Source organism: bacterium, from assembly GCA_023382385.1.
Classification (GTDB): domain Bacteria; phylum Electryoneota; class RPQS01; order RPQS01; family RPQS01; genus JABWCQ01.
Window position 1 is genome coordinate 117,303 of record JAHDVH010000002.1, and the last position, 22,736, is coordinate 140,038.

Here is a 22,736-nt window from a genome sequence, read left to right on the forward strand (position 1 = left end):
TTACCCGCGAATGGCGATGGACACGTTGATACCGAATTCAAATAGGCGCGAACCGCGATCCGATACTTTATCCTTGGTCTGCTGGAATTGCAATTGCGCGCCGCCGTTCACCGTATTCGAGAAGCTGTAGTTCAAGCGCGGCTGAATCGACCACTGCACATCTTCGCGCTGCGGCGAGTAGCTCGTGCCGGACAAAGAGCGTTCCTGCTTGTTGGTCTGATAATCCACATTCAGCGAGAGTGTCGTCTGGTTCTGCAGACGCATGGCGCCAAACCACAGAATCGGCAGACGGAAACCCGTGCGCATGGTGTAACTGACTGTTGCGTTGGCCCCGCGCGTCGTCGTGCGTTGTGCGCTTCCCTGATTCTCAGCTTTGGTCAGCGCGTTCGCCGCATTGATGCGCACTTGTGTGTCAATGCTGTTCAGCCACGACACATTGACTCCGACCAGCGGACTCCACTGACGAGTATAGGTGCGCGTAATGATGTTGCTGCTCTTGTTTTGCCAGTCTTCCTTGACGGTGGACTGTAAACTGCTGGTCAACGAAACCGTGCGCGCGACTTTCGAGAGAAAACCGACCTTTTCGAACCCCGACCAGTCCACCGACACGTTGGCAAACGGCAGTACTGTTGCGGAACCCGAATCGGCGGTCATCCAGAACGCTGTCTGCTCAAGACTTCCGGTTCGCTGCGAGTTGGCGTCGTTCTCACTGTCTCGCATATTCCAAACAAAGGACGTGCGGATATTTCGAGTCAGACGTACGCCCGTGCGCGCGCTGTAGTCATCGGTGGTTCCAATCGCCGGTCGCGATTGTATCGTTAGTGACGTATCCACTTTCGGGTCATTTGAGAATCCGAGTCGATACGGCAGTTCCGCTTGCCCGAGCACGCCAGCCTGAGAGTGGCGATAGGTGTTATCATAACTTAACTGCACCGGATCGAGCGTCTGTAATGCAAGTTTGACCGGCTTGAAAGCATATCCGACTGTTCCCAACGGAGAGAATCCCGGACCGCGATCCGCGCGCCCGACGGCGCTCGAATCCGTGCCAGTCGAATCCCCTTCAGCTTTGGGTCGAGCCGGTTCCTTGGGCGGAGGAGCATCTCTCCGTCTTCCGCCGTCACGCCCGCCGCGACCACCACCGAACACTTGTTTGAAGTCGAGACTTAGATCTCCACCCACAACGCGGTTATTGGACACCGTTTGATTCTGCGAACTCTGCCGATTGCCATTCGTCCAGTTATACGTGCTGTTGTAGTTAAAGGTTGGCGCAAACCAGCGTGCCAGACTTGGCGCGTAGGAATTGGTCCAGTTCCAGCCTTCCGCATTCAAATCGCTGCGGCTGAGATTCGCCAAATCGCTCCACTTCTTCGCGACGGCGAAGGTCGTGTCCACATTCCCGCGATCATCATAAACGGTGTCCGTCCGCACCTGCGTCCAGCCGTAACTCTGGGACAGGCCGGTGCTGATCGCGTCTGTGATGTCGAACGCGATACTTCCCGAACCGGTCACTTGGAAATTCGGGGAATTGGTGCGCCTTCCTTCGCGCGTCTCGCTGTTCGCAAGCGATCGTTGCGCACTCATGGTTCCCGATAACTGTTTCGGTTTATAATAAAACTTCGGACTGCCAAGCAGAGACAGCAACGGCATATCCTTCAGGAAAAAGATCGGTGCCAGACCGCGCCCGCGTGCTGTGGGGAAGTTGTAGTCCGCACGCACACCCGTCTGCGACTGCTCTTGCCGGATGTAAGTGTAGTCTTTGCTCTGGACCTTGGAGTGATCCCAACTCAGCCGCAAGCGTTCCATTGTCCAGCGCACGAGCGGATTCGGTGAATTACCGGTCTTGGAAAAACTCGCCGTGTAGTTCGTGCGCGTTTCTTTCCGAACGACTGACGTGTCGGGATGATCCTGATCCACGCGGACGTCGGTATTGGGAATGTACTTCGGAACGCTCTCGTTTTCGGAACGAGTGACGACCACAGGCAGCGCGAAACCGTATTGATCCAGCCCGAACTTCGCCGCGTTCAGATTCATGGATCCCATGACGGTTTCCGAACTGTTTTGTCGGCCCGTGCGTTCGTTGACGTTGTGGAAATCCGCGTCCTGTTTGTTGAAGGTTCCCGAAAATGCCACGAGGTCCGCAATGCGCAGCGACGACGTGATTTCGCCCGCCGTGCCCGGATCTTTGTAGATGTCCGACACCCGCAACTCGTCCACCCAAATTTCGTCGCCGGCGTTATACGGATACTTTTTGGCGCGGATTCCCAACGCGATAAACCCGACGTTCTGCAAACTCGGAGTGCCGGCAATCACAAGACTGTCCGCCGGAAAACGCAGCGAGTCCAGCACGACGGCAAACCTTCGCAGGTTCGCCTGCGCACTCGAATCGCCGCTCATGCGCCCTGCATCCTCGCGCAGTTTGCGCAGGATTGAGAGATCGTTCATCCCGACATCAATGTGGTTGCGCGAATCCCAGCCCTTGTACACCGTCTTGACGATTTCGTAATAGTTCGTATTCGTATTCGTATACGACGTGCCGAGCCGCAGAATCAGCTGGTAGCGTTCGTCTTCGAAAAGTCCCTGATCAAAGCCTCCGCCGTGGATGAACATCTTGAGTCGTTTATACTCAATCATGTTGATCTGCTGATAGAGGTTTTTCGAGACGAAGAACTCGTCCGGCGCGCTCGAGCCGCCCAACTGCTCGATTTTCAGAACAAGGCTCTGCTCGCGCTGCCGCAGATTTGTGATCGGATCAATCTCGCCCTGCACACCCGGCGGGCTGATGTAGCCGGGGTTTTCATGGTTGTTGATGACGGCTGTGCTCACGAATTCGGTCGAGTCGGCGTCCACGTACTCCGGCAGCCATTCATTCGAGACGATATCGTTCTGCACGATTTCCACGCGCGTCGTGCGAGTCACGCCGGTCAAATACATGCGCGCCCACCGCACATTGGTCAAACTCGCCGCGCCGACTCTGCGGCGCACGGTCTCTTCGTCAATCGGAATCCGGAACAATCGCCAGTTGTTGTTATTATTCTGACCTCCGACGATGAAAGGACTGGTCAACGAAAGTTCGATATCATAGCTGTAGTAATCATTCGCCTGATCAAGGTTCTGATTCCCGTTCAGGTCTTCGCTGTCCGGGATATTTCCCCCCTCGTCGTTGAGACTGCCCTCCGATCCGTTGATCTTCTCGTAGTTGTTTGAGCCGACGGAATAGGACCAGTCATCCCACGAAGGAATCTTTGGACGATTCAAGCCGTTCCAATGCGCGGAGTCCGCGGGGTCTGTGGCGAAGAAGCCGTCAATACCTGTGTCTTCGTCCGGACTGAGCACGCCGTTGCCGTATTCACGTTTCGCCGAGCTGACGATTTCGTCCGGCATCGGCTTGTCTTCTGAGTCCATCGAGTCGTTGGGCAGCGCGTCTTCGGAAATCGAACCGATATCCACGACCAGCCGACCTTCCTGCTGACTCGGAACTTTGATCCAGAATTCAATGAACTGCGCTCTTGATTGATCCTCGTAACCGGCGCCGAGGTAGCGCATAACACCACCCCAACTTTGCTCGGGAAAGCCGGTGCTCTCATCCGGAGTGAATTCCAGCACAAGTGATTGCAGACGATCGGCGACCTGTGAATTGATCTCACGTTCCGGGAACACGTCTTTCACGCGCACCTGCTGATCCCCGACGGGATTCCACCACTTCAGCCGACCGCGCAGCGAATCTATGCCCGGGTCTTGCACGGGAATCGACGAAATGCTCCAGTTGCGGCGGAGCAGACCCAAGGGAGTCGAGCGGCGCGAGGCTTCAAAGTCGTCCAGAAACGCCACGCCGTTCGGATCGCCCGTCGCGTTATTCGACAGCGAATTCGGATTCGGATAGACTTTCGCGACTTCCGCGTCTATGACAAAATCTGATGCGGCGTTCGTCTTGACCAGCGGCAGGCGGTTGGCCACCGCCGTCAGGAAGTTCGGAGTGAACTTCAGACGAGAGTTTACGTCGTACAACGTATTGCTGATCGGTTCACTGCCGATGCGCACGCGGCGGTCGAGCGATTTTTCGTCGAGCTTCAGCACCATACCGCCGATGTATGAGTCCTGCCAAAGCTCGTATTCGGCACGCGCGCCCATCAGCGTCTTGCGGTCAAGCTGAAAGACCTGACCGGATTCATACGTAATCACCAGATTCGCATTGGGCGCTTTTGCCGCTTCATTGAGAATCCGCAACTGACCGGACAGATAATCAATCGTATAATCCGATCCGCGCGTCAGCGGCACACCATTGAGCGTAACCTCTTCGGAGCCCTCGAGCACGAGCGGTCCCAAATCGTATTGCGACGTCGAACCGACTGATTTCGTCACGAATTTCCACGCCGCGCCGCGCGTCACGACCTGCGAGTAGGGCAGCGTATAGAGTGATGAGTCCAACACGGCCGTCGAGTCGCCGTTGGCCCGCCTCGTGGAATCAATTTGCCGCAGTGGGAAAACCACCGTCTGTCCGGTGTTGACATCGAAGTAGCCGGAGGGGTTGAACGGGGTCAAGTCGAGAAAATGTAACTCGCCGTGCGTCCAGTTGACGATGGCACCGTAGTTGTCAAGATAGTTGTCGGCGCCGCTTGAACCGTTAGGGCCTTCGGTGTCAAACTGGAAGAACTGCAGGTAGGTTTGCGTATTGTCCGGGCCTGTTTCCGGAACGGACGAACCGGTCTCGCGGATGATTTCAAGCTCAAAATTATTCGGGCTGATGTTGGTCGCCTGCATCGAGTAGACGTGACGGAACATCAGATTCCACGTCGGGTCAATCAACGTATCGGGATTAGGCGCCGAACTGCGCAGCATGATTAACCGCAACTCGCCGGTCGGCGCACCGAGGCGACCGAATGTGTCACCCTGCACAGTCACAAACGAACAGGCCAGCACGTTGTCTCCCTGAATCTGCCTGCGCAGGCGGACGTAGCCGAAATTCGGTTCGAAGGTGTAATCCGTTTCAGGAATCAGCTTGCGGAATGTCTGGTCCACTTCATCCAACTGCGACAGGTCAATCAGCGACGGGTCGTGAAGCTTTTCAATCTTCCGCAACGACACCGCGAAACCGTTGTTCACGTTTACGTCATGCTGCGTACCGCCCGCCGACGTGCTCACCCACAGTTCGAGTTCGGCCACGGGAATCGGCGCAATCAGATGCTCGCGGAAGCTGATTAGCCGGTAGTTGTCGCGATAACCACTTACGGATAAAGTGTCGGGGCCGCTGCCGGTCTGCCGGACATACTGGAAGTCGTGTTCAGTCAGCCAGAAGTAGGTATTCTGCAGAAAGTCGTTTTCGCTCCACTGCGCGCGGCGTTGATCCTTGTTTGGCTCCTGTCGGTTCTTTTGACCGCGCTCCAAAGATGCGATACCGGTCAGTTTCAGCGCACCGACCTTGGCTTCGGTCTTTAACCCGAACAACCCCTTGTTCTGTCCCGAGAAGGTGGCAAGCCTCGTGCCCAGGCTGAGATTGACATTTCCGGCCTCAATCTTCTGGACAATCTCGTCGCGGTCGCCCGTATAGGTAAGTTTCAGCGAGTTTTCAAAGTCGAACAGACGTTCGGAGTCCTGATTGACGTCCACCTGCACCTTCTCGCCGATTTTTCCGGCGATGGTGAAGCGCTGCGTCATGTCAATGTTGAAATTCGTGTTGGTGTTGCGCTGATTTGCAGCCTGCAGCTCGTCAAACTTCTGCTGCCGGATTTTGCCGTCAATCGTGATATTGCCCTGCACGCGCAACCCGATATTGTCGCCGCCGAAGATTCTGCGGAAGGTCTTGGACTTGATGCGGAACGGGACGTCAATCGCGATTCCCTCTCCCGCACTTCGCTGCGCCTGCTGTTTGAAATTCTGAATCGTGGCAGCGGCCATGGCTCGTCGCACGTCCCATGTCATGCGCAGGTCGCGATAGTCTGCATAGTCCAGCACGAGCGGCGGGATCATATGGGTTTCGGCAACTCGGAAAGAGACAATCGCTCGCGTGAACAACGAGTCGAATTCCACGTATTCCCGAAGATTGGCCGCTCCGAGCTGCAGGATAGGACGCTCAACGATAGTCGTGATCCCCAACTGTGGCCGCTTGACCAGGCGATGTTGAGAGGCGTTGCTTTTTAGAGAGAACGAAAAGCCCACCTCAGCACGTGCGGGGAGTACGCATGCGCAGAAGCAGGCCAAAAAGAGAAACAGGACTCCTTGCGGGGTCTTCAAACTCCGTCCGATAGGTGTAATTTTATGGAGATCCGGGGAATTTATTGAAGGACATAACAGTCCCTGCCGAGATTTGCCCGGCCCCGGGGTAATCCGCCATTACGGCAGCCAAACCGTTCTCAAAAAATCCGCCCGCATCCTCCATAACTAATTGAAGACCCAAAGATTACTCAACTTATCAAAATCAAGGCAGAGTTGCAATAGCCTCGGGCAACGGTGGTGTTTTGCAGTCCGTTGCCGGATAGGCTTGCGAGGGCGGTTTCAGAGTAGTTATCGTCATAACTGACCCATAACTAAACTTCTGAGACCTCTTGACAAACTGAACAACGTTTATTATCATAAGTCAAGACAATACATTTTCAAACTGCCAGAACAACCTCAGATGTTCCCAACTCTCATCAAGAATACAGCCGTGGCCAACGTGTTCGCGGACGCAAAGCGCGTCACGGATGTGCCCCAGGTTTCCGGCGATGGGAGATTGCGCGCGAGCTGAAATCCTTGTAAGCTCAATATAATCAAGCCCATCGCACAACAACGCGATGGGTTTTTTGTTTGGAAAGTCCCATGTTATCCGTTATTGAATCGAAACTCCGCCGACCGATAGAGAAACTGACCTCGAATCAGGGGCCATCGCGCGAGTTTGCCACGCCTCCTGCGGGGCTGCAAAAGGTTCTCCTGCGGCGCGTGCTCGATATGGGCCTGCCGTCCATGGCGAGTTTCCTCCTGCTCAGCACCTATGATGCGGTCAATATCTTTTGGTTGGCTCAAATTGGCGCGGCTCCGGTTGCGGCGGTAACGGTGTTTGGCGCATTTTCGTGGGTGTTGACCTTCCCAAATCACATCATCGGGTCCGGAAGTGTGGCCGTCATCAGCCGCCGCTATGGCCAAGGCGGAGGAGATCCGACTGCACAGGCGATCCGGGCTACATTTTTTCTGAAGTTCTTCATTGGAACTTTGTTGGGACTACTGGGGCTGACGATTCTGCCGTTTGCGCTCAGTCTTTACGGCACGGAAGAGGATGTCTCGCGGCTGGCTTTTCAATATGGCATTTTGAACTGCCTGAGTCTCGGATTTGCGATGGTGAGCTTTTCGGTCTACACAGCGTTCCGGGGAATTGGGCGACCTCAGGCGGGGATGTGGGTGTCCGTCGTAGGTGTCGCGGTGAACATGATTCTGGATCCGTTTCTGATTTTTGGCATCGGCCCGTTTCCAAGATTGGAGATCATCGGTGCTTCGATTGCAAATTCGATTGGCTTTATGACGGTCGCGGTAATGGGTGCCTGGATGTTGTCGCGGCCTTCCTCTCCCGTTGTGGTCAAGTGGCGGTTGCGGCCGTTGCCGACCGCAGAGATGAAACGAATCATCCAGATAGGATTTCCCAGCGGGTTCAGCGCACTGAGTTTCGCATTAATGAATTCGACAGTCGTTGGCCTCTTCGCGCACTTCGGCACACTGGTCGTAGCGTTGTTCGGCATGGCTCAGCGGATTTTGAGGTTCGGCCACATGGTGAATGTGGGCCTCGGACTGGGAACCGGTGCACTGGTCGGGCAGTATCTGGGAGCACGCGAGCGGGAGAACGCATGGCACACGTCACAAGTGGCGATTCGCCTCTCGATGATCTGTATGTTCGTGTTTGTGGTTTTGATTTGGCTATTCAGCGAACCGCTGGTCAAGATGTTTTTCAACGAACCCGAAGCCTTGACTCTCGGCCAATGGTATTTGCGGATTCTGGTGCTCGCGCTGCCGTTTCGCGCCGCATTGGAAATGATGACCAATTCATACAATGGCGCGGGGCGTAACCTGCCACCGATGATATTTGGCATTCTGCAGGACTGGGGGCTGGTGGTCAGCTCCATGTTCATCTTCGGACGCTGGCTCGGCTGGGGGCCATACGGAATGCTGGCAGGTTACGCACTCGGTCATGCGTTGGGGAACGGCGTGTTTTATCTCATCTACCGGCGCGGCCACTGGCTGGTAGATGAGGAGTTGTAGCCATCGGGTGGCCGGAGTGACATCAGAGGTTGTCCTGCGACGCCCAGTTTTTTTGAGTTTCTCATTTTCCAAATATGTTACCGATAGTACCTTCAGATAAAATATCGAGAGTGATGACGCTGCCGCCGGAGGTGGCGGAGGTTGCACACATCTCAAAAGAGCAACGCCGCTCCATCATCAAGGAGGTGGTTGCCTACGGCATCCCATCGATGGGCGGATTTATGGTCGCCTCTTTCAACGAGATGGTTGACCTCTTCTGGCTGGCGAAAGTCGGCACGGAGCCGGTTGCCGCAGTGACGGTGTTCATGACCATCTATTGGATGATCATGACATTTAACATTATCACGGGAGTCGGCTCCAACACGATTATCGCTCGTCGCTTCGGAGAGGGAGCGCACGACAAGTCGGAGCTTGCGATTCGGGCGGCGTTCACGATGAAAATGGTGGTCGGGACCGCGATTGGTCTGGTGACGTGGAGTGTGATGCCGATATTTATGCCGTGGATGGGCGTAGAGCCTGCAGTAGAAGCAATGTGCTACACGTACGGCGGCTGGTTGCTGGCTTCGGCAGGAGTGGTGGGCTGTTCCTATTCGGTCTATTCGGCTTTTCGCTGCATCGGGATGCCGAAAATGGCGTGGTGGATGCAGGTACTGGGTGCGGGATTGAACATTGTGCTCGATCCGTTCTTGATTCTGGGTTGGGGTCCATTTCCGGCGATGGGGATTCAGGGCGCGGCCATCGCGACGGTGTTTTCATATTTTGTGGTGGTGGTCATTGGTCTACTGGTGCTCGCGAGTAAGACATCACCAGTGAGAATACGCTGGTTCAGCAGTCCGTGGCCGAGCATGACGGAATTCAAACTGATTTGGAGTATCGGTTGGCCGGTGGGCATCAACGTGTTGAGTTTCTCAACCGCCATGATGATCGGTGTGCGGCTGGTGGCAAGCTACGGGACGGACGTGGTGGCGATTTTCGGCGCGGCGCACAAGGTGCTGCACTTCGGTGTAATGTCGATTGTGGGATTCAATCTTGGGACGTCCGCGTTGATCGCACAGTTTCTTGGAGCCAAGGAGTTTGTCAAATCGTGGATCGCGGGTGTGCAGTCGATTCGACTGGCGGGCTATGTCATGTTGGCGTATGCGGCTTTCGTGTTCATCTTCGCGGAGTGGATTGTCGACGCTTTTTTCGACATGGCTGTTCTGCGGGACATGGGTGCGACGTTGATGCGGATTATGGCCATCTCGATTCCATTTGCGGGAATCCATGTCGGCGCGGAAACGGTGTTTGAAGGAGCGGGCCACAACCGTCCGATGATGCTGTTGAGCATCGCACACGCATGGATGCTGATGGTTCCGTTCATGTATGTGTTCGGGCACGTTCTGGGATGGGGTCCGGTGGGGATGATCAGCGGGGCGACGGTGGCTCACACGCTGGGTGGACTCATCGCGGTATGGCTGTTTTACAAAGGGTCGTGGCTGCGAATCACCGTGTAGGGTAATTCTCCTGCACCACAAGCAAGGCAAGATATTCAGGAGAGGGAACGGCGGCTCGCGAGGGTCGCCGTTTCAGTTTGCGTAGAGGGGAAACTGAGGCTTAGGTTAGGGGTTGCGATTTGTTATGGTTGTAATATAATACAATATTTACAGAAAGTCAAGATATTTCCGTAAAAATGTTGTAAACATTTGGGCAGAAAGCAGTTAGATTAGCTGGGCGGCTGCTCTGACACAACCTGCAGGGTAGGCACGCCAAACACGGTGGCTGGGAGGTGGAGAAACGAAGGATGGATGGATGGAGGATGGGCTGTGGGTGGAACATCCTGCCGACTCTATAGACAAAGCGGCCGCTCTCAGAAGAAAGCGGCCGCTTTTATACCCGGCGGGACCCATGATCGCCGATTGACAGAAGATACTACAACTCAGGCGCGGAGTAAAGAGGTAAAGCACACCTTTTTCAATTTGTTGAGGTAGAGTGGAGGTTTAAGATGTCATAGTAAAAGTACACAAAGCTGGCAATTGTTAGAGACCCACTTTGAAAGTGGTCCACTGTTTGAGTTAAGAGCTTTCCGAGGTCGTATGAACAGACTTAGGGAAAAGCATTACAGTGGCACGCAACACAATGGGTAAACAGCAGCTTAGACACATGTGGGCAATGTGTTTGTGGGTTAGCGTTCTTGCGATTGGCATGACCCCATTCCGCAACGCGTTGCAGGCTGCCGACGGTCAGGTTGATTACTTCGCACAATTCCAGCAGCAGGACTCAGCATTCAGAACGGTTTTTGACCCGAACGAGAGTCCGGGCAAAGGGATGGGTTGGAAGCCCTACAACCGGTTCATGTGGTTTTACGGCCAGCGGTTGACACCGGGAGTGGACATTGATCCGGTCGCACGCCGGATGGAAGCATGGGAAGTCAAGCAGGCGACGAGACAACCGAACTCGCCGCTGGATGAGAATTGGACTTCCATCGGCCCGACGAATTTCGCGGGCAGGATGCTGTGCATTGCGTGGCATCCGACGAATACGAGTATCATCTACGTTGGTTCGGCTTCGGGAGGATTGTGGAAGACGACCAACGGAGGCACGTCGTGGACTCCGCTGACGGACAATCTGCCCAGTCTTGCCATCGGCGCGGTGGCCCTTGACCCGAGCAATCCCAATATCATTTACATCGGCACGGGCGAAGGCTCGTTTAACGTGGACGCAGTGTACGGCGCAGGTGTATTCAAGTCGACGGACGGCGGAGCGACATGGAACACGACCGGTCTGTCGTGGACACAATCGCAGAGCCGCGCGGTCAACGAGATCGTGATTGACCCAACCAATACTCAGATTGTGTATGCCGCCTGCAACAGTTCCGTTGGCGGCATTTTTAAGTCTACCAACGGCGGCACGACGTGGACGCAGTATCACACGGGCGACGTGAAGGACTTAGCGATGCACCCCGATTCGTCGAACGTGCTGTATTGCGCACTGGGCTATCCGTGGGGCACGACGAACAACGGAATATACAAATCCACGAACGGGGGCGTGAACTGGACACAGCTTACGAGCGGCCTTCCGACCGGCACGGGTCACGGACGGGTCGAGCTTTCGATCAGCCGCAGCAATCCGCTGATCGTTTATGCGGGGATATCGCAGACGATATCGGCGGGTGCGGGACTGCTCGGCATCTATCGAACGACAGACGGCGGAGCAAATTGGTCGTTGCGTTCGACGTCCCCGAACATGTATTCGGGTCAGGGATGGTATAACCTGGTTTGTGAAGTTAATCCGACGAACTCGAACGAAGTGTGGTCGAACGGGTTGGACGCGTATAAGTCGACAGACGGCGGGGCGAACTGGACGCGGATGACGATTTGGAGTTATCCGGAGGGAAACAGTCAGTATGCGCATGCGGATCACCACGCGATGGCGTTCATGCCGGGCAATCCGAGCACGGTGCTGTTGGGGACTGACGGCGGGATATTCAAGTCCACGAACGGCGGAACCTCGTGGACGGGATTGAACAGCGGACTGGTAACGTATCAGTATTACGCCATCTGCAACGACGCATTACAGCCCAACGTGGCCTTTGGCGGCACGCAGGACAACGGCACCAACAAGTACAACAACTCTTCGACGCATACTCGTCCGCTGGGCGGCGACGGCGGCTATTGCAATGTAGACTTCACGAATTCGAACATCGTCTATGCCACGACACAGCGCGGCAATCACTATAAGTCCACGAACGGCGGCACGTCGTTTTCGGCGATTCAGTCAGGCATTTCGGGTGCGGGTGCGTGGGTCACTCCGCGTGTGATGGATCCCAGCAATCCGAACATTCTGTATACAGGCACGAACCTCGTGTACAAGACGACGAACGGAGGGTCGTCGTGGACGGCTATCTCGGGTGCTCTGGACGCATCATATATCAGTTGCCTTGCGGTAGCACCGTCTGATCCGCAGACAATTTATGTCGGCTATGAAGGATATGACGGGAAGGTATTCAAGACGAACAACGGCGGCACGAATTGGACGAATATCGAGAGCGGGATTCCGGAGCGCTATCCGACCTACTTGGCAGTCGATCCGCTCAATCGGGACATCGTCTACTGCACGGTGTCGGGATACGGCTCCGGTCATGTTTGGAAATCCACGAACGGCGGAGCGAGTTGGAGCAACAGCTCGACGGGACTGCCGGACATTCCGGTCAACTGCATTGTAATTGATCAGAGTGACGGGAACAAGCTCTATGCGGCGACGGACCTCGGAGTATATTACTCGAGCAACGCGGGCGGCAGTTGGTCGGATTATTCAACGGGATTGCCGAACGTGGTGGTGGACTTTCTGGCGCTGCATCCGACAAGCGGCAAGCTGCGGGCAGGAACTCACGGGCGCGGGATGTGGGAGACTCCGACGTCTGCACCGTCCATCACAGTACTGTCTCCGAACGGCGGGGAGCAGTGGAATACGTCGGTGCAGCAGACGATTACGTGGGCCACAGGAGGAATCGGCGGGAACGTTTCGATAGAAATCAATCGCAGCTACCCGACCGGTAGCTGGGAGAGCATTTCCTCATCCACGGCGAATGACGGAACGCATACATGGACACCGACGCTTGCCGCAAGCGCGGCGCGGATTCGCGTGATTTCGACATCACAGCCAAGCATCGGCGATACGTCGAACGCAAACTTCAGCATTGCGACGCCGTTTATCACGGTTATCTCTCCGAATGGCGGGGAGAATTGGACGGTCGGACAAACGCAGACAATCCGCTGGACGAAATCGCCGACGATCGGCAACGTGCAAGTGCGGATCAAGCGGGATTTCCCGAATGGTGTATGGGAGTTCATCGCTCTGACGTCGGACACGTTCTACAATTGGACAGTCAGCTCGCCCACAGGGAACAACTGTCGCATTTACGTTTATCAGGACGGCAATCAGTCGGTCGCAGATACGAGTAACAGCAATTTTGCGATCAGCGGGCCGTATCTGGTTGTGAATCAGCCGAACGGCGGAGAAGTTCTGTATCCCGGACAGAACTACAGCATCAAGTGGACACGCTACAATTTCAGCGGGATATGCAAAGCTGAGGTCAACTATGCATATCCGTCGGGTTCGTGGATACTGATTGACGATTCGGTCGCGGTGGACTCGCTGGTCTGGCCGGTCGGCGCGCAAGGCGGCAACAGCGTGCGGGTGCGCGTGACTTCACACCAGTATCCTACGGCGGGCGACACATCCAATGCGAATTTTGTCGTTCAATATCCATTCCTGCAGGTAACGTCTCCGAATACAGCCGTGACATGGTTGACGGGAACGACACAGAGCGTGACGTGGAATCACAGCAACATCATCGGTAATTTTAATGTTTATGTCAATCGAGCTTATCCGACGGGAAGTTGGGAGCTGATTGCATTGAATCAGTCGGGAACTTCGTTCGCCTGGCTGGTAGACGGCCCGCCGACGACAACGGCGCGGATTCGTGTGACGTCGGTCAATCTCCCGACTTACTATGACGAATCCAACGTAAACTTCACGATCGGTGACGGAACTCCGGGGATCACAGTGACGGCGCCGAACGGCGGAGAAAGCTGGATGGTCGGCACGAATCAGACAATCACGTGGTCGCGCAACGTCGCGGACGGACCGGTAACGGTTTCGTTGAATCGCGGCTATCCGACGGGCACCTGGGAAGATATTGTCACGAACAACACCGGCAACAGCCAAGGCTGGACAGTAACGGGTCCGGTGACCTCGAATGCGCGCATCCGTGTGACGCTGAATTCGAACGGCGCGATTACAGACGTTTCGAATTCAAATTTCTCCATTGTTCAGCCGTCGCTTTCGCTTAGCGTGCCGAACGGCGGCGAGAGTTACAACGTGGGAGCCACGATACCGGTGACGTTTATGCGCACGAACGCGACGGGTAACGTCACGGTTCAGTTGATGCGGAACTTTCCCGGAGGTTCATGGGAAACTCTGTCGACCACAGTTTCCACCTCATCGTATAACTGGGTGGCAACAGGCCCGGGCACGAGCACGGCACGGATGCGAATAACGCTCAACAGCGATCCGTCGGTGGGGGATACGAGCGCGGCAAACTTCACAATTGTTCAGCCGTCACTCACGCTGGTGACACCGAACGGCGGCGAAGTTTGGAGCATCGGAACGACGCAGACGATTCGTTGGACGCGGCAATCGGCTGCCGGCGGGGTGCGGGTGATGCTGAATCGCGATTACCCGACGGGAAGTTGGGAACAGCTCGCGAACTCCGTGACGGTGGATACGCTGTCGTGGGTCGTCAACTCACCGCAATCAAATGCGGCAAGAATTCGCATTTATGTGGTTAACACACCAACATTAGCGGATACGAGCGCTGCGAATTTCACGATTAACGCTCCGGCGTTGACGATTGTTTCACCGAACGGTGGAGAGAATCTGCTCATTAACGCACCGCATACGATTCGCTGGTCGCGACAGAACGCGAGCGGGAACGTCACCGTTCAGTTCATGCGGAACTATCCGAGCGGATCATGGGAACAACTGGCCAACAACGTCGCGGTTGACACGCTCGTCTGGACGCCAACCGGCGCGGCAAACAGCAACGTCCGTGTGCGCATTTTTCTAACGACGCAGAGTTCCACAGGCGACACGTCGAACGCCAACTTTGCGCTGGTAGCGCCATCGCTTACGGTAGCTTCGCCGAACGGCGGAGAAGTATGGCCAATCGGAACGCAACAGGTAGTGCGTTTCACCCGCAGTAACGCCGGCGGGAATGCAACGGTGCAGTTGAACCGCAACGGCGGAACAGGAGCATGGGAAACGCTCACGACGAATTGCGCAGTGGACACGTTTGCGTGGACAGTCACGGGAGCTGCGAGCACAAACTCCCTCGTACGAGTGCGTTTGAGTAGTGACACAACCATCACAGACGTTTCAAATGCGACATTCACGATCGCACAGCCCGCTCTTACGGTAGTTTCACCGAACGGCGGAGAGCAATTGACAGTCGGTGGGGCTTCAATCGTGAGATTCTCGCGCAGCTACGCGAGCGGTGCAGTCACCATAAAACTTAACCGGAACTATCCGGCCGGTGCCTGGGAAACGCTGACGAGTTCTTGCGTTGCCGACACATTCGTCTGGAATGTCAGCGGGGCGGCCAGCACAGCGGCGCGGATCAGCGTAGAGTTAACTGCAGGCGGCGCGACAACCGACGTATCGAACGCGAACTTCTCGATAGTGCAACGGACACTCGCACTAACTTCGCATCACAGTGGAACGTACTACGTCGGCACGACGAGTCCCGTTACTTTCACGCGCACGAATGCGGACGGTGCCGTCACAATTCAGCTAAACAGAAGCTATCCAAACGGAGCTTGGGAAACGCTGGCGACAGGCGTCACGGTTAACAGCCATAATTGGACGGTCACTTCTCCCGTTAGCGCGAGCGCGCGGATCCGTATCCTGCACGAGACTTATGCCTGGATCGGCGACACGAGTGACGCGAATTTCGCAATAGAAAATGCAAGTCTGGTGTTGATCACGCCGGCAGGCGGCGCGGTTTGGCCGGTTGGATCGCAGCAGAATGTTGCGTGGACAAAGACGGGAACGACCTCGCCGGTGAGAGTGGAGTTCATGCGCAGCTATCCCGGCGGAGCATGGGAAGTGCTGTCCGCATCCGAGACGGACACGATTTACACGTGGAGCGTCAGCGGTCCGGCAAGTACAACTGCGCGATTCCGCGTAGTTGCAACTGCAAATGCCGCTCTATCAGACACATCAGAAGCAGTAGAGATCGCTCAGCCGACACTGACCATCAGTGCACCGGCGGCAAACAGCACGCACAATATCGGCTTCCCTGTTGCAATCCGATGGAGCAGAACACTGGCACCCGGCAATGCTACCGTGCAGTTGAACCGTAACTATCCCGCCGGTGCATGGGAAACTCTTGGAGCAACGACAGCGGATTCGTTGCTTTGGACGGTGACAGGTCCTGCGAGCGCGGCTGCGCGATTCCGTGTCTATTTGACTGCTCAGACGAGTGTGGGTGATACATCGGGGAATCAAACGCTGTTCCTTCCGTCGCTGACTGTAACATCGCCGAACGGATCAGAACAGCTTCGATACGGGGTCACGGCCACGGTTACATGGACGCGGAACAATTTGAGTGGTCCGGTTCGCGTAGAGTATAACGGAAACTATCCGAGTGCTAACTGGAGTACGATTGCCAGCGGCCAGACGACGAACAGCTACGCGTGGACTGTTGACCAGACTCCGACCACAGCGGCGCGAATCCGCGTGGTTTCCGAGCAGGTGCCGAGTTACGGGGATACGTCGAACGCGAACTTTACAATCATTCGCCCGACTCTGACCTTGACTTCACCGAACGGCGGCGAAGTGTGGGCCACAGGTGGCGTTTACTCGATACAGTTTACCCGATCAGATCATCCGGATCCTGTGACGATTCGCCTGAATCGCAATTATCCAAACGGGAGTTGGGAAACCATCGCAACGAATGTCACGGGCAACAACTTCAATTGGACTGCTGCGGGAACACCAACGACCAGCGCGCGGTTACGGGTGGAAAGTTCTGTTTACAGCGGCGTTGGCGACACGACGGATTCAAACTTTTCTATTCTGAATCCGGGGGTCACGCTGTTGTCGCCAACCGGCGGGCAGACGTTTGCGATCGGACGTACAGAGGTCATCCGGTTCCAGCGCGTGCAGGTTAGTACTGTGGACATATTCCTGAATCGTAGTTATCCTGCCGGAAGCTGGGAAACACTCGCAACGAACGTGCAGGCTGACAGTTTTGTATGGACGGCCAGCGGCCCGGCCTCGGCCAGTTGCCGCGTGAAAGTCCAGAACACGGCAAATAGCTCACAGGCAGACATCTCAGCGAGCAATTTCTCGGTCTTGCAGCCGTCGATTTCGCTCCTGACACCGATTGCGGGCGACACGCTGGCAATCGGTCTTCCCAATCAGATCACCTTCTCGCGAAACGCTGCGGCAGCCGGCAACGTGCGAGTGGATGTCGCCCTTAACTATCCGAACGGGCCTTGGCAACAAATCGGAAACACGATGGCGAGTGAATTGTCGTGGACGCCGATGGTCGCGCCAACCAACAACGCCCGTTTGCGGATCGTGCACACAGAGATTCCAAACGTCAGCGACACGCTCGACTTTAACGTGCCCATCAATTATGCGTCGCTTGAGCTCGTACAGCCGGCGCTTCCGGGAAATCACTTCGTCGGTGACACGCTTCGACTCACGTGGCAACGGCTGCGAGTCGGGCTGGGAGTGCACGTTCAACTGAACCGCACGTTCCCTTCCGGTACCTGGGAGACGCTTGCGAGCAATGTTCAGACCGACAATTATGATTGGATCGTCAGCGGGCCTCGAAGCACTAATGCCGTGTTCCGTATCGTCTCTTCACGAAACGCTGCACTAGGGGACTCCACACCTGCACAGACGATATTGGTTCCCGCTGTTACTTTGAGCGCACCGAACAGCGGGACGCTCGGGATAGGCAATATCGAAACTATCAGCTTTGCGCGCACGGATTTCACTAGCGCGGTCGCAATTGACATCAATTACAGTTATCCGAACGGTGCGTGGCAGAACATCGCATCGGGAATCGTCGCGAACAGCTATCAGTGGACCGTTTCGGGCAACGAGACTGTCACAGCGAGGCTGCGCGTGCGTTCAGAGGAGTTTGGCGTTCTCGATATCTCAGAGAGTAACATTGCACTGGTTACACCTCGCATTCAGATAACAACTCTGAACAGCCCGCAGCTGTTCCAGATGGGCGATCCGGTTTCGGTAATCTGGACCAAGACCGCAGCACCCGGTGGGGTCACTCTTGAGCTGAATCGAGACTTTCCGGGCGGGGCATGGGAACAGCTGGCGACGAACGTAACTCAGAATAACTACACGTGGAACATTAACGGCAGCGGATTCGCGCACGGCCGTATCCGCGTGTCCATGACGGGACGCAGCGACGTGTTTGACGTCAACGATGCAGACTTCGGGACATTTCTGCCCGCCCTGCAAGTGCTGACACCGAACGGCGGTGATACCCTTACTCTCGGACGGACCCACACGATTCGATGGGCGCGCAATGGAGCGACCGGTTCCGCACGTGTCCAATTGAATCGCGATTGGCCTAACGGAAGCTGGGAAACTTTGCTATCACAAACCGCTGCGGACAGTTTTGTCTGGACAGTCAGCGGAACATCCACGCAGAATGCGCGGATACGCATACAACTTGTGTTCGACACGCAAGTCTACGATGTCAGCGACGAGAATTTCGCGATACTACCGGAATCACTAGTGCTGCTGTCACCGCAGAATCAAGACTCGATTGCAATCGGTGACACAGTAGTGTTCCGCTGGCAGCGCGTGGGAATCAATCCGGGTGTGACGATCTACGTGAAGCGTAATTATCCGTCGGGGCAGTGGGCAGCAATCGCGAACGCCGTTCAGGCGGATACGTTTGCCTGGGTCGCCACGGGGGATCCCGCACCGAACGCACACTTCCGCGTGCTGTCATCGTGGAACGCGCAATTGGGAGACACAGCGGGAAGCTGTCCGATTGGCACACCTGCTCTCTCGATCACTCAGCCTGCCTCTTCGCAGTTATATGTTGTCGGGAGCACCGCACAGATTGCGTGGTCCCGCAGTTTCGCTCAAGGTGCGGTGCGAGTTGAACTGTCCCGAAACGGAGTAAGCGGACCATGGACGCAGATTGGTGAGACGGCAGAGAGCACATTCGACTGGGTGGTGACTGAGCCGGTTACGTCGAATGCGCGATACCGAGTGACGCTTGTCAACAAGCCGTGGGTGCAAGGCGCAGTGACATTCAACAGCAGCATAGTGGTTCCGCGACTGCACATCGTGTCGCCTGCGCAAGGCGATACATTGGTTACGAATCGAGACATCACTTTGTCGTGGACTCGCGAGCATGTCAATGTGCCGGTAGATGTTTGGTTTGATCGCGGTTTGCCTGTAAGCGATATTGAGATCTTACGCGAAGGAGTTACGGGGGACTCGATTCACTGGACGGTAACACCTCCGCTTTCGGCCCACGCACGCTTCGTCCTGCGCACTTCGTCCGGAATCTTTGTTGAAGAGGATGGCGACCGGATGTTTATCATCGCGGACCCGCTGCTTTCTGTGCTCACGCCGAACGGATCCGAGCAGTGGACCGTCGGTCAGTCAGCCACAATCACATGGACTCGCGCTGCAGTGAACGATCCGGTTCGTGTAGAACTCAATCGGGACTACCCGAGCGGGAATTGGGAGAATCTGGCCTCGGCCGTCGCGGGAAGCGAATTGATTTGGACTGTCAACGGGTCGGCATCCACTAATGCGCGGGTTAGAGTTACCTCGACTGTAGACGAAAACCTCAAAGACGCATCTGACGGACCGTTTACGATTATCATGCCGGAGATCGCTTTTACATCCGCATTTCCGGAAAGGGTTCCGATTGGATTCGCGCAGAGTTTGAGTTGGCATACGGGTGATCTGACTGGAACCTTCAGTCTCTATCTTTCACGGAACGACGGTGCAAGTTACACAGAGACGATAGCTTCAGGCTTAAGCACAACACAGTTTAGCTGGACGCCCTCAGGTTCAACGGCGGCACAGGCGAGACTGAAGATCCAAAGCGATGCCTTCCCGCAAGCGTATGCGGAGTCGCCGAGCTTCGTCCTTGCACAGCCTGCCCTGACCGTGACTTCACCGCAGAGTGGGGAGACGTTTGCCTTGCGTGTTCCACTGACGATGCACTGGACGCGCACGGATCATCCGGCGGCAGTGAGAGTTGACCTGAACAGGAACTATCCGAGCGGCGCTTGGGAGACAATCGCAAGTTCCGTGAATGCCGATTCGTTCGTCTGGTCGGCAACTGGAGCCGCGACGGCCAACGCGCGCTTCCGTGTGACTTCACTCGTGAATGGAGCATGGAGTGACGTAGGCGACGGGAGCTTCGCACTTGCCGAAGCGAGCGTTTCGCTCGTATCACCAGAGTCGAGCACAGAGTTGGTGCTTGGTTCGCCGGTTCATATTGAATGGCAGCGCACGGCTTGGAGCGGAGCCGTGTCAGTGACTTTGAACAGGACAGGTGGCGCGCAGACCGTCATCAGTGCGTCTGCTGTTCTTGACACTCTAACATGGACAGTTGGCGGAGCAGCCGCCGAGAATTCCTGGCTCGTGGTTCGTGCCCTTGCACAACCGGACTGGGCAGATAGTGTCATGCTATTGGGTCCCTATTCACCGAGCCTCGGCATTTCAGATCCGAGACAGAATGAGCGCTGCATTATCGGGGAAGCACACACAATACGCTGGACACGAAGCCACCTGCCGGAAGGAGTCGAGGTCTACTTGAATAGCGGCAATGGCTTCACTTTGCTGGGAGTTACAATTGCGGACAGCTTGAGTTTCACACCGCAAACTGAGGAAACTGAGGACGCACGTGTGTTGATTCGATCTGTAGCGCGTCCGGATGTCACGGATACAAGCGGAGTATTCCGGCTTGTGGCTCCAAGGTTAACGCTGCTTGAAGGGACACCGCACGATTATCGCATCGGCATCGCCCGCGAGCTGTCGTGGCAGGCACATGAGATAGTCGGTGAAGTCTCAGTTCAGTTATCGCGGGACGGAGACTCGGGACCTTGGGATGAGCTATACCGAGGCACAGGATCATCACTTGAGTGGATTCCCGAGTTGCCCGAAACGGAAAGCGGGAGTATTCGAGTCATCAGTATCGAGGAGCCTCAATTCGCAGACACGCTCGATCAGATGATAACGCTCTATTGGCCGACGCTGGAGATTTCGAGGTCGCTCACAGCGGACACGCTATACACGGGTCAGACAGTTGATGTCCACGTAAGCGGCGCGCATATCTCAGAGCACATCAGCGAAACCGTGAGCATTGCGCTGGAGCGCAATGGCATTCCGGAAGTGTTGGGCGAAGTTGTGGTGCCGGGAACACTATCAGTATTGCTGACGGCACCTCTGAGCGATCACGTGCTCTTCCGGGCCTTTGTGGACGGAGACGCCGACTTGAATGCGGCGACACCAGAGTTCGTGCTGCGAATGCCGACACTTCAGTGGGAGTCCGCGCCTGAGGGCGAGGTGTTTGCTGGAGACGAGGTATTGATCACATGGAACATCGAAGGATTACCATATGCCGTCGAACTCCTGCGGTATGATGTCAATGGAGAAACGGTTATTGTGCAGAACCTGACGAATGATAACTTCACGTGGACGGTGGAGGGACCAAGAGGTGAGACACAATTGATTGTCCGAGTCCCCGACGACCCGCAATGGGCGGACACGACTTCGCCTTTTACGGTGCGAGTTCCGGAACTTCTGTGGGCAACTCCAGTCGAAAGCGGCACGGATACGTCTGGTCAGAGTCTGCTTCTAAGCTGGAGTGCTTTGGACGGAGCGTCACCTGTGCAACTTGAAGCGGCATTTGACGGTGTTTGGGAAACGCTTGAAGCAACGCAGCAGGATACGAGTTATCTGTACGAACTTCCCTATCGCTCAGCTGAAACTCTACAGTTCCGAGTAACTTCACTTGTGCATTCAGGAGTCGCCGCGCTGTCACCAATAAGGACACTCGTCGCACGTTCACTGGTTATTAATGCAGGCGGCGATGAAGTGTGGTACGTCGGAGAACAAAGGTGGATTCGCTGGTCACGCGAGCATGCGGAGGGTGAGGTTGAACTTGATGTAAGTTACGGAGATCGAGCAGAAGGCAGTTGGGTGGAACTTGCGACGAGTCAGTCGGACTCATTCCTCTGGACAGTTGAAGGTCCGGCAACTGAGTTTGCCGCGCTGAGAGTAAGGCTGGCAGGCGAGATTTCCGTTTTCGACACGACGGATGCTCCAATATCGATCAGATTGCCGAGCATCACAGTGATCGAACCAAACAATGGCGGCAGCTACGACATCGATCAGCAACTTCGTATTCGCTGGTCGAGCGAAGGCATTCCCGCGGGCGTGCACATCGGCTTGTGGCGTGGCGCGCCTGTGAATGCGCTCGATACGCTTTTCCTCGCAGTGGAAAACGACGGAGAGCAGAACTGGCAGATAACAGGCCCTGAGGCGGACAGCTGCTATATTATCATCGTCTCCGAAACGGATACAAGCATTCACGACATCAGCGACGCACCGTTCCGCATCACGGGTGGCGTTAGCGCAAATCCACGCAACGGCGAGCTGCCTACGGTGATCGCACTGGGTCAACCATACCCGAATCCGTTCAACGCGACGTTAACAGTACCTTTCGACTTGCCGCAACCAGCGCATGTCACGATTACCGTGTTCGATGTGTTGGGACGTGAAGTCACACAACTCGTGAATGAGCTTAGGCCTGCTGGCAACTTGCGCGCGCAGTGGCAGGCGATGCATGCGAGCAGCGGGATGTATTTTGTCCGCATGCAGGCTGCTGAATTCACAGATGTGAAGCGAGTCCAGCTAATAAAGTAAAGTGCCCGGGCCGCTCCTTTGCCCAGGAGTGGCCCACT

At 55.8% G+C, this 22,736-nt stretch carries 4 protein-coding genes; 3 read left to right on the forward strand and 1 reads right to left on the reverse strand.

All coding sequences use genetic code 11. The features are described from left to right. Window positions 1-6,228, reverse strand: coding sequence for a cell surface protein SprA (sprA, locus tag KJZ99_04820; GenBank protein ID MCL4305214.1), 6,228 nt, complete (start codon window positions 6,226-6,228; stop codon window positions 1-3). 564 nt (window positions 6,229-6,792) lie between these two features. On the opposite strand from sprA, the gene KJZ99_04825 reads away from it, so the two are divergent. From KJZ99_04825 to KJZ99_04835, 3 genes are all read left to right on the forward strand, one after another. Then, window positions 6,793-8,220 carry an MATE family efflux transporter gene (locus KJZ99_04825; protein ID MCL4305215.1) on the forward strand — a complete coding sequence of 476 codons (1,428 nt, stop codon included), beginning with the start codon at window positions 6,793-6,795 and terminating at the stop codon, window positions 8,218-8,220. Window positions 8,221-8,333: 113 nt separating this feature from the next. Then, window positions 8,334-9,713 (forward strand): MATE family efflux transporter, encoded by a 1,380-nt coding sequence (locus KJZ99_04830; GenBank protein MCL4305216.1) that lies wholly within the window; start codon window positions 8,334-8,336, stop codon window positions 9,711-9,713. Window positions 9,714-10,401: 688 nt separating this feature from the next. Continuing rightward, a complete protein-coding gene (locus KJZ99_04835; GenBank protein MCL4305217.1) occupies window positions 10,402-22,698 on the forward strand; it encodes a T9SS type A sorting domain-containing protein in 12,297 nt (4,098 codons plus the stop codon). The last annotated feature ends 38 nt before the right edge of the window (window positions 22,699-22,736 follow it).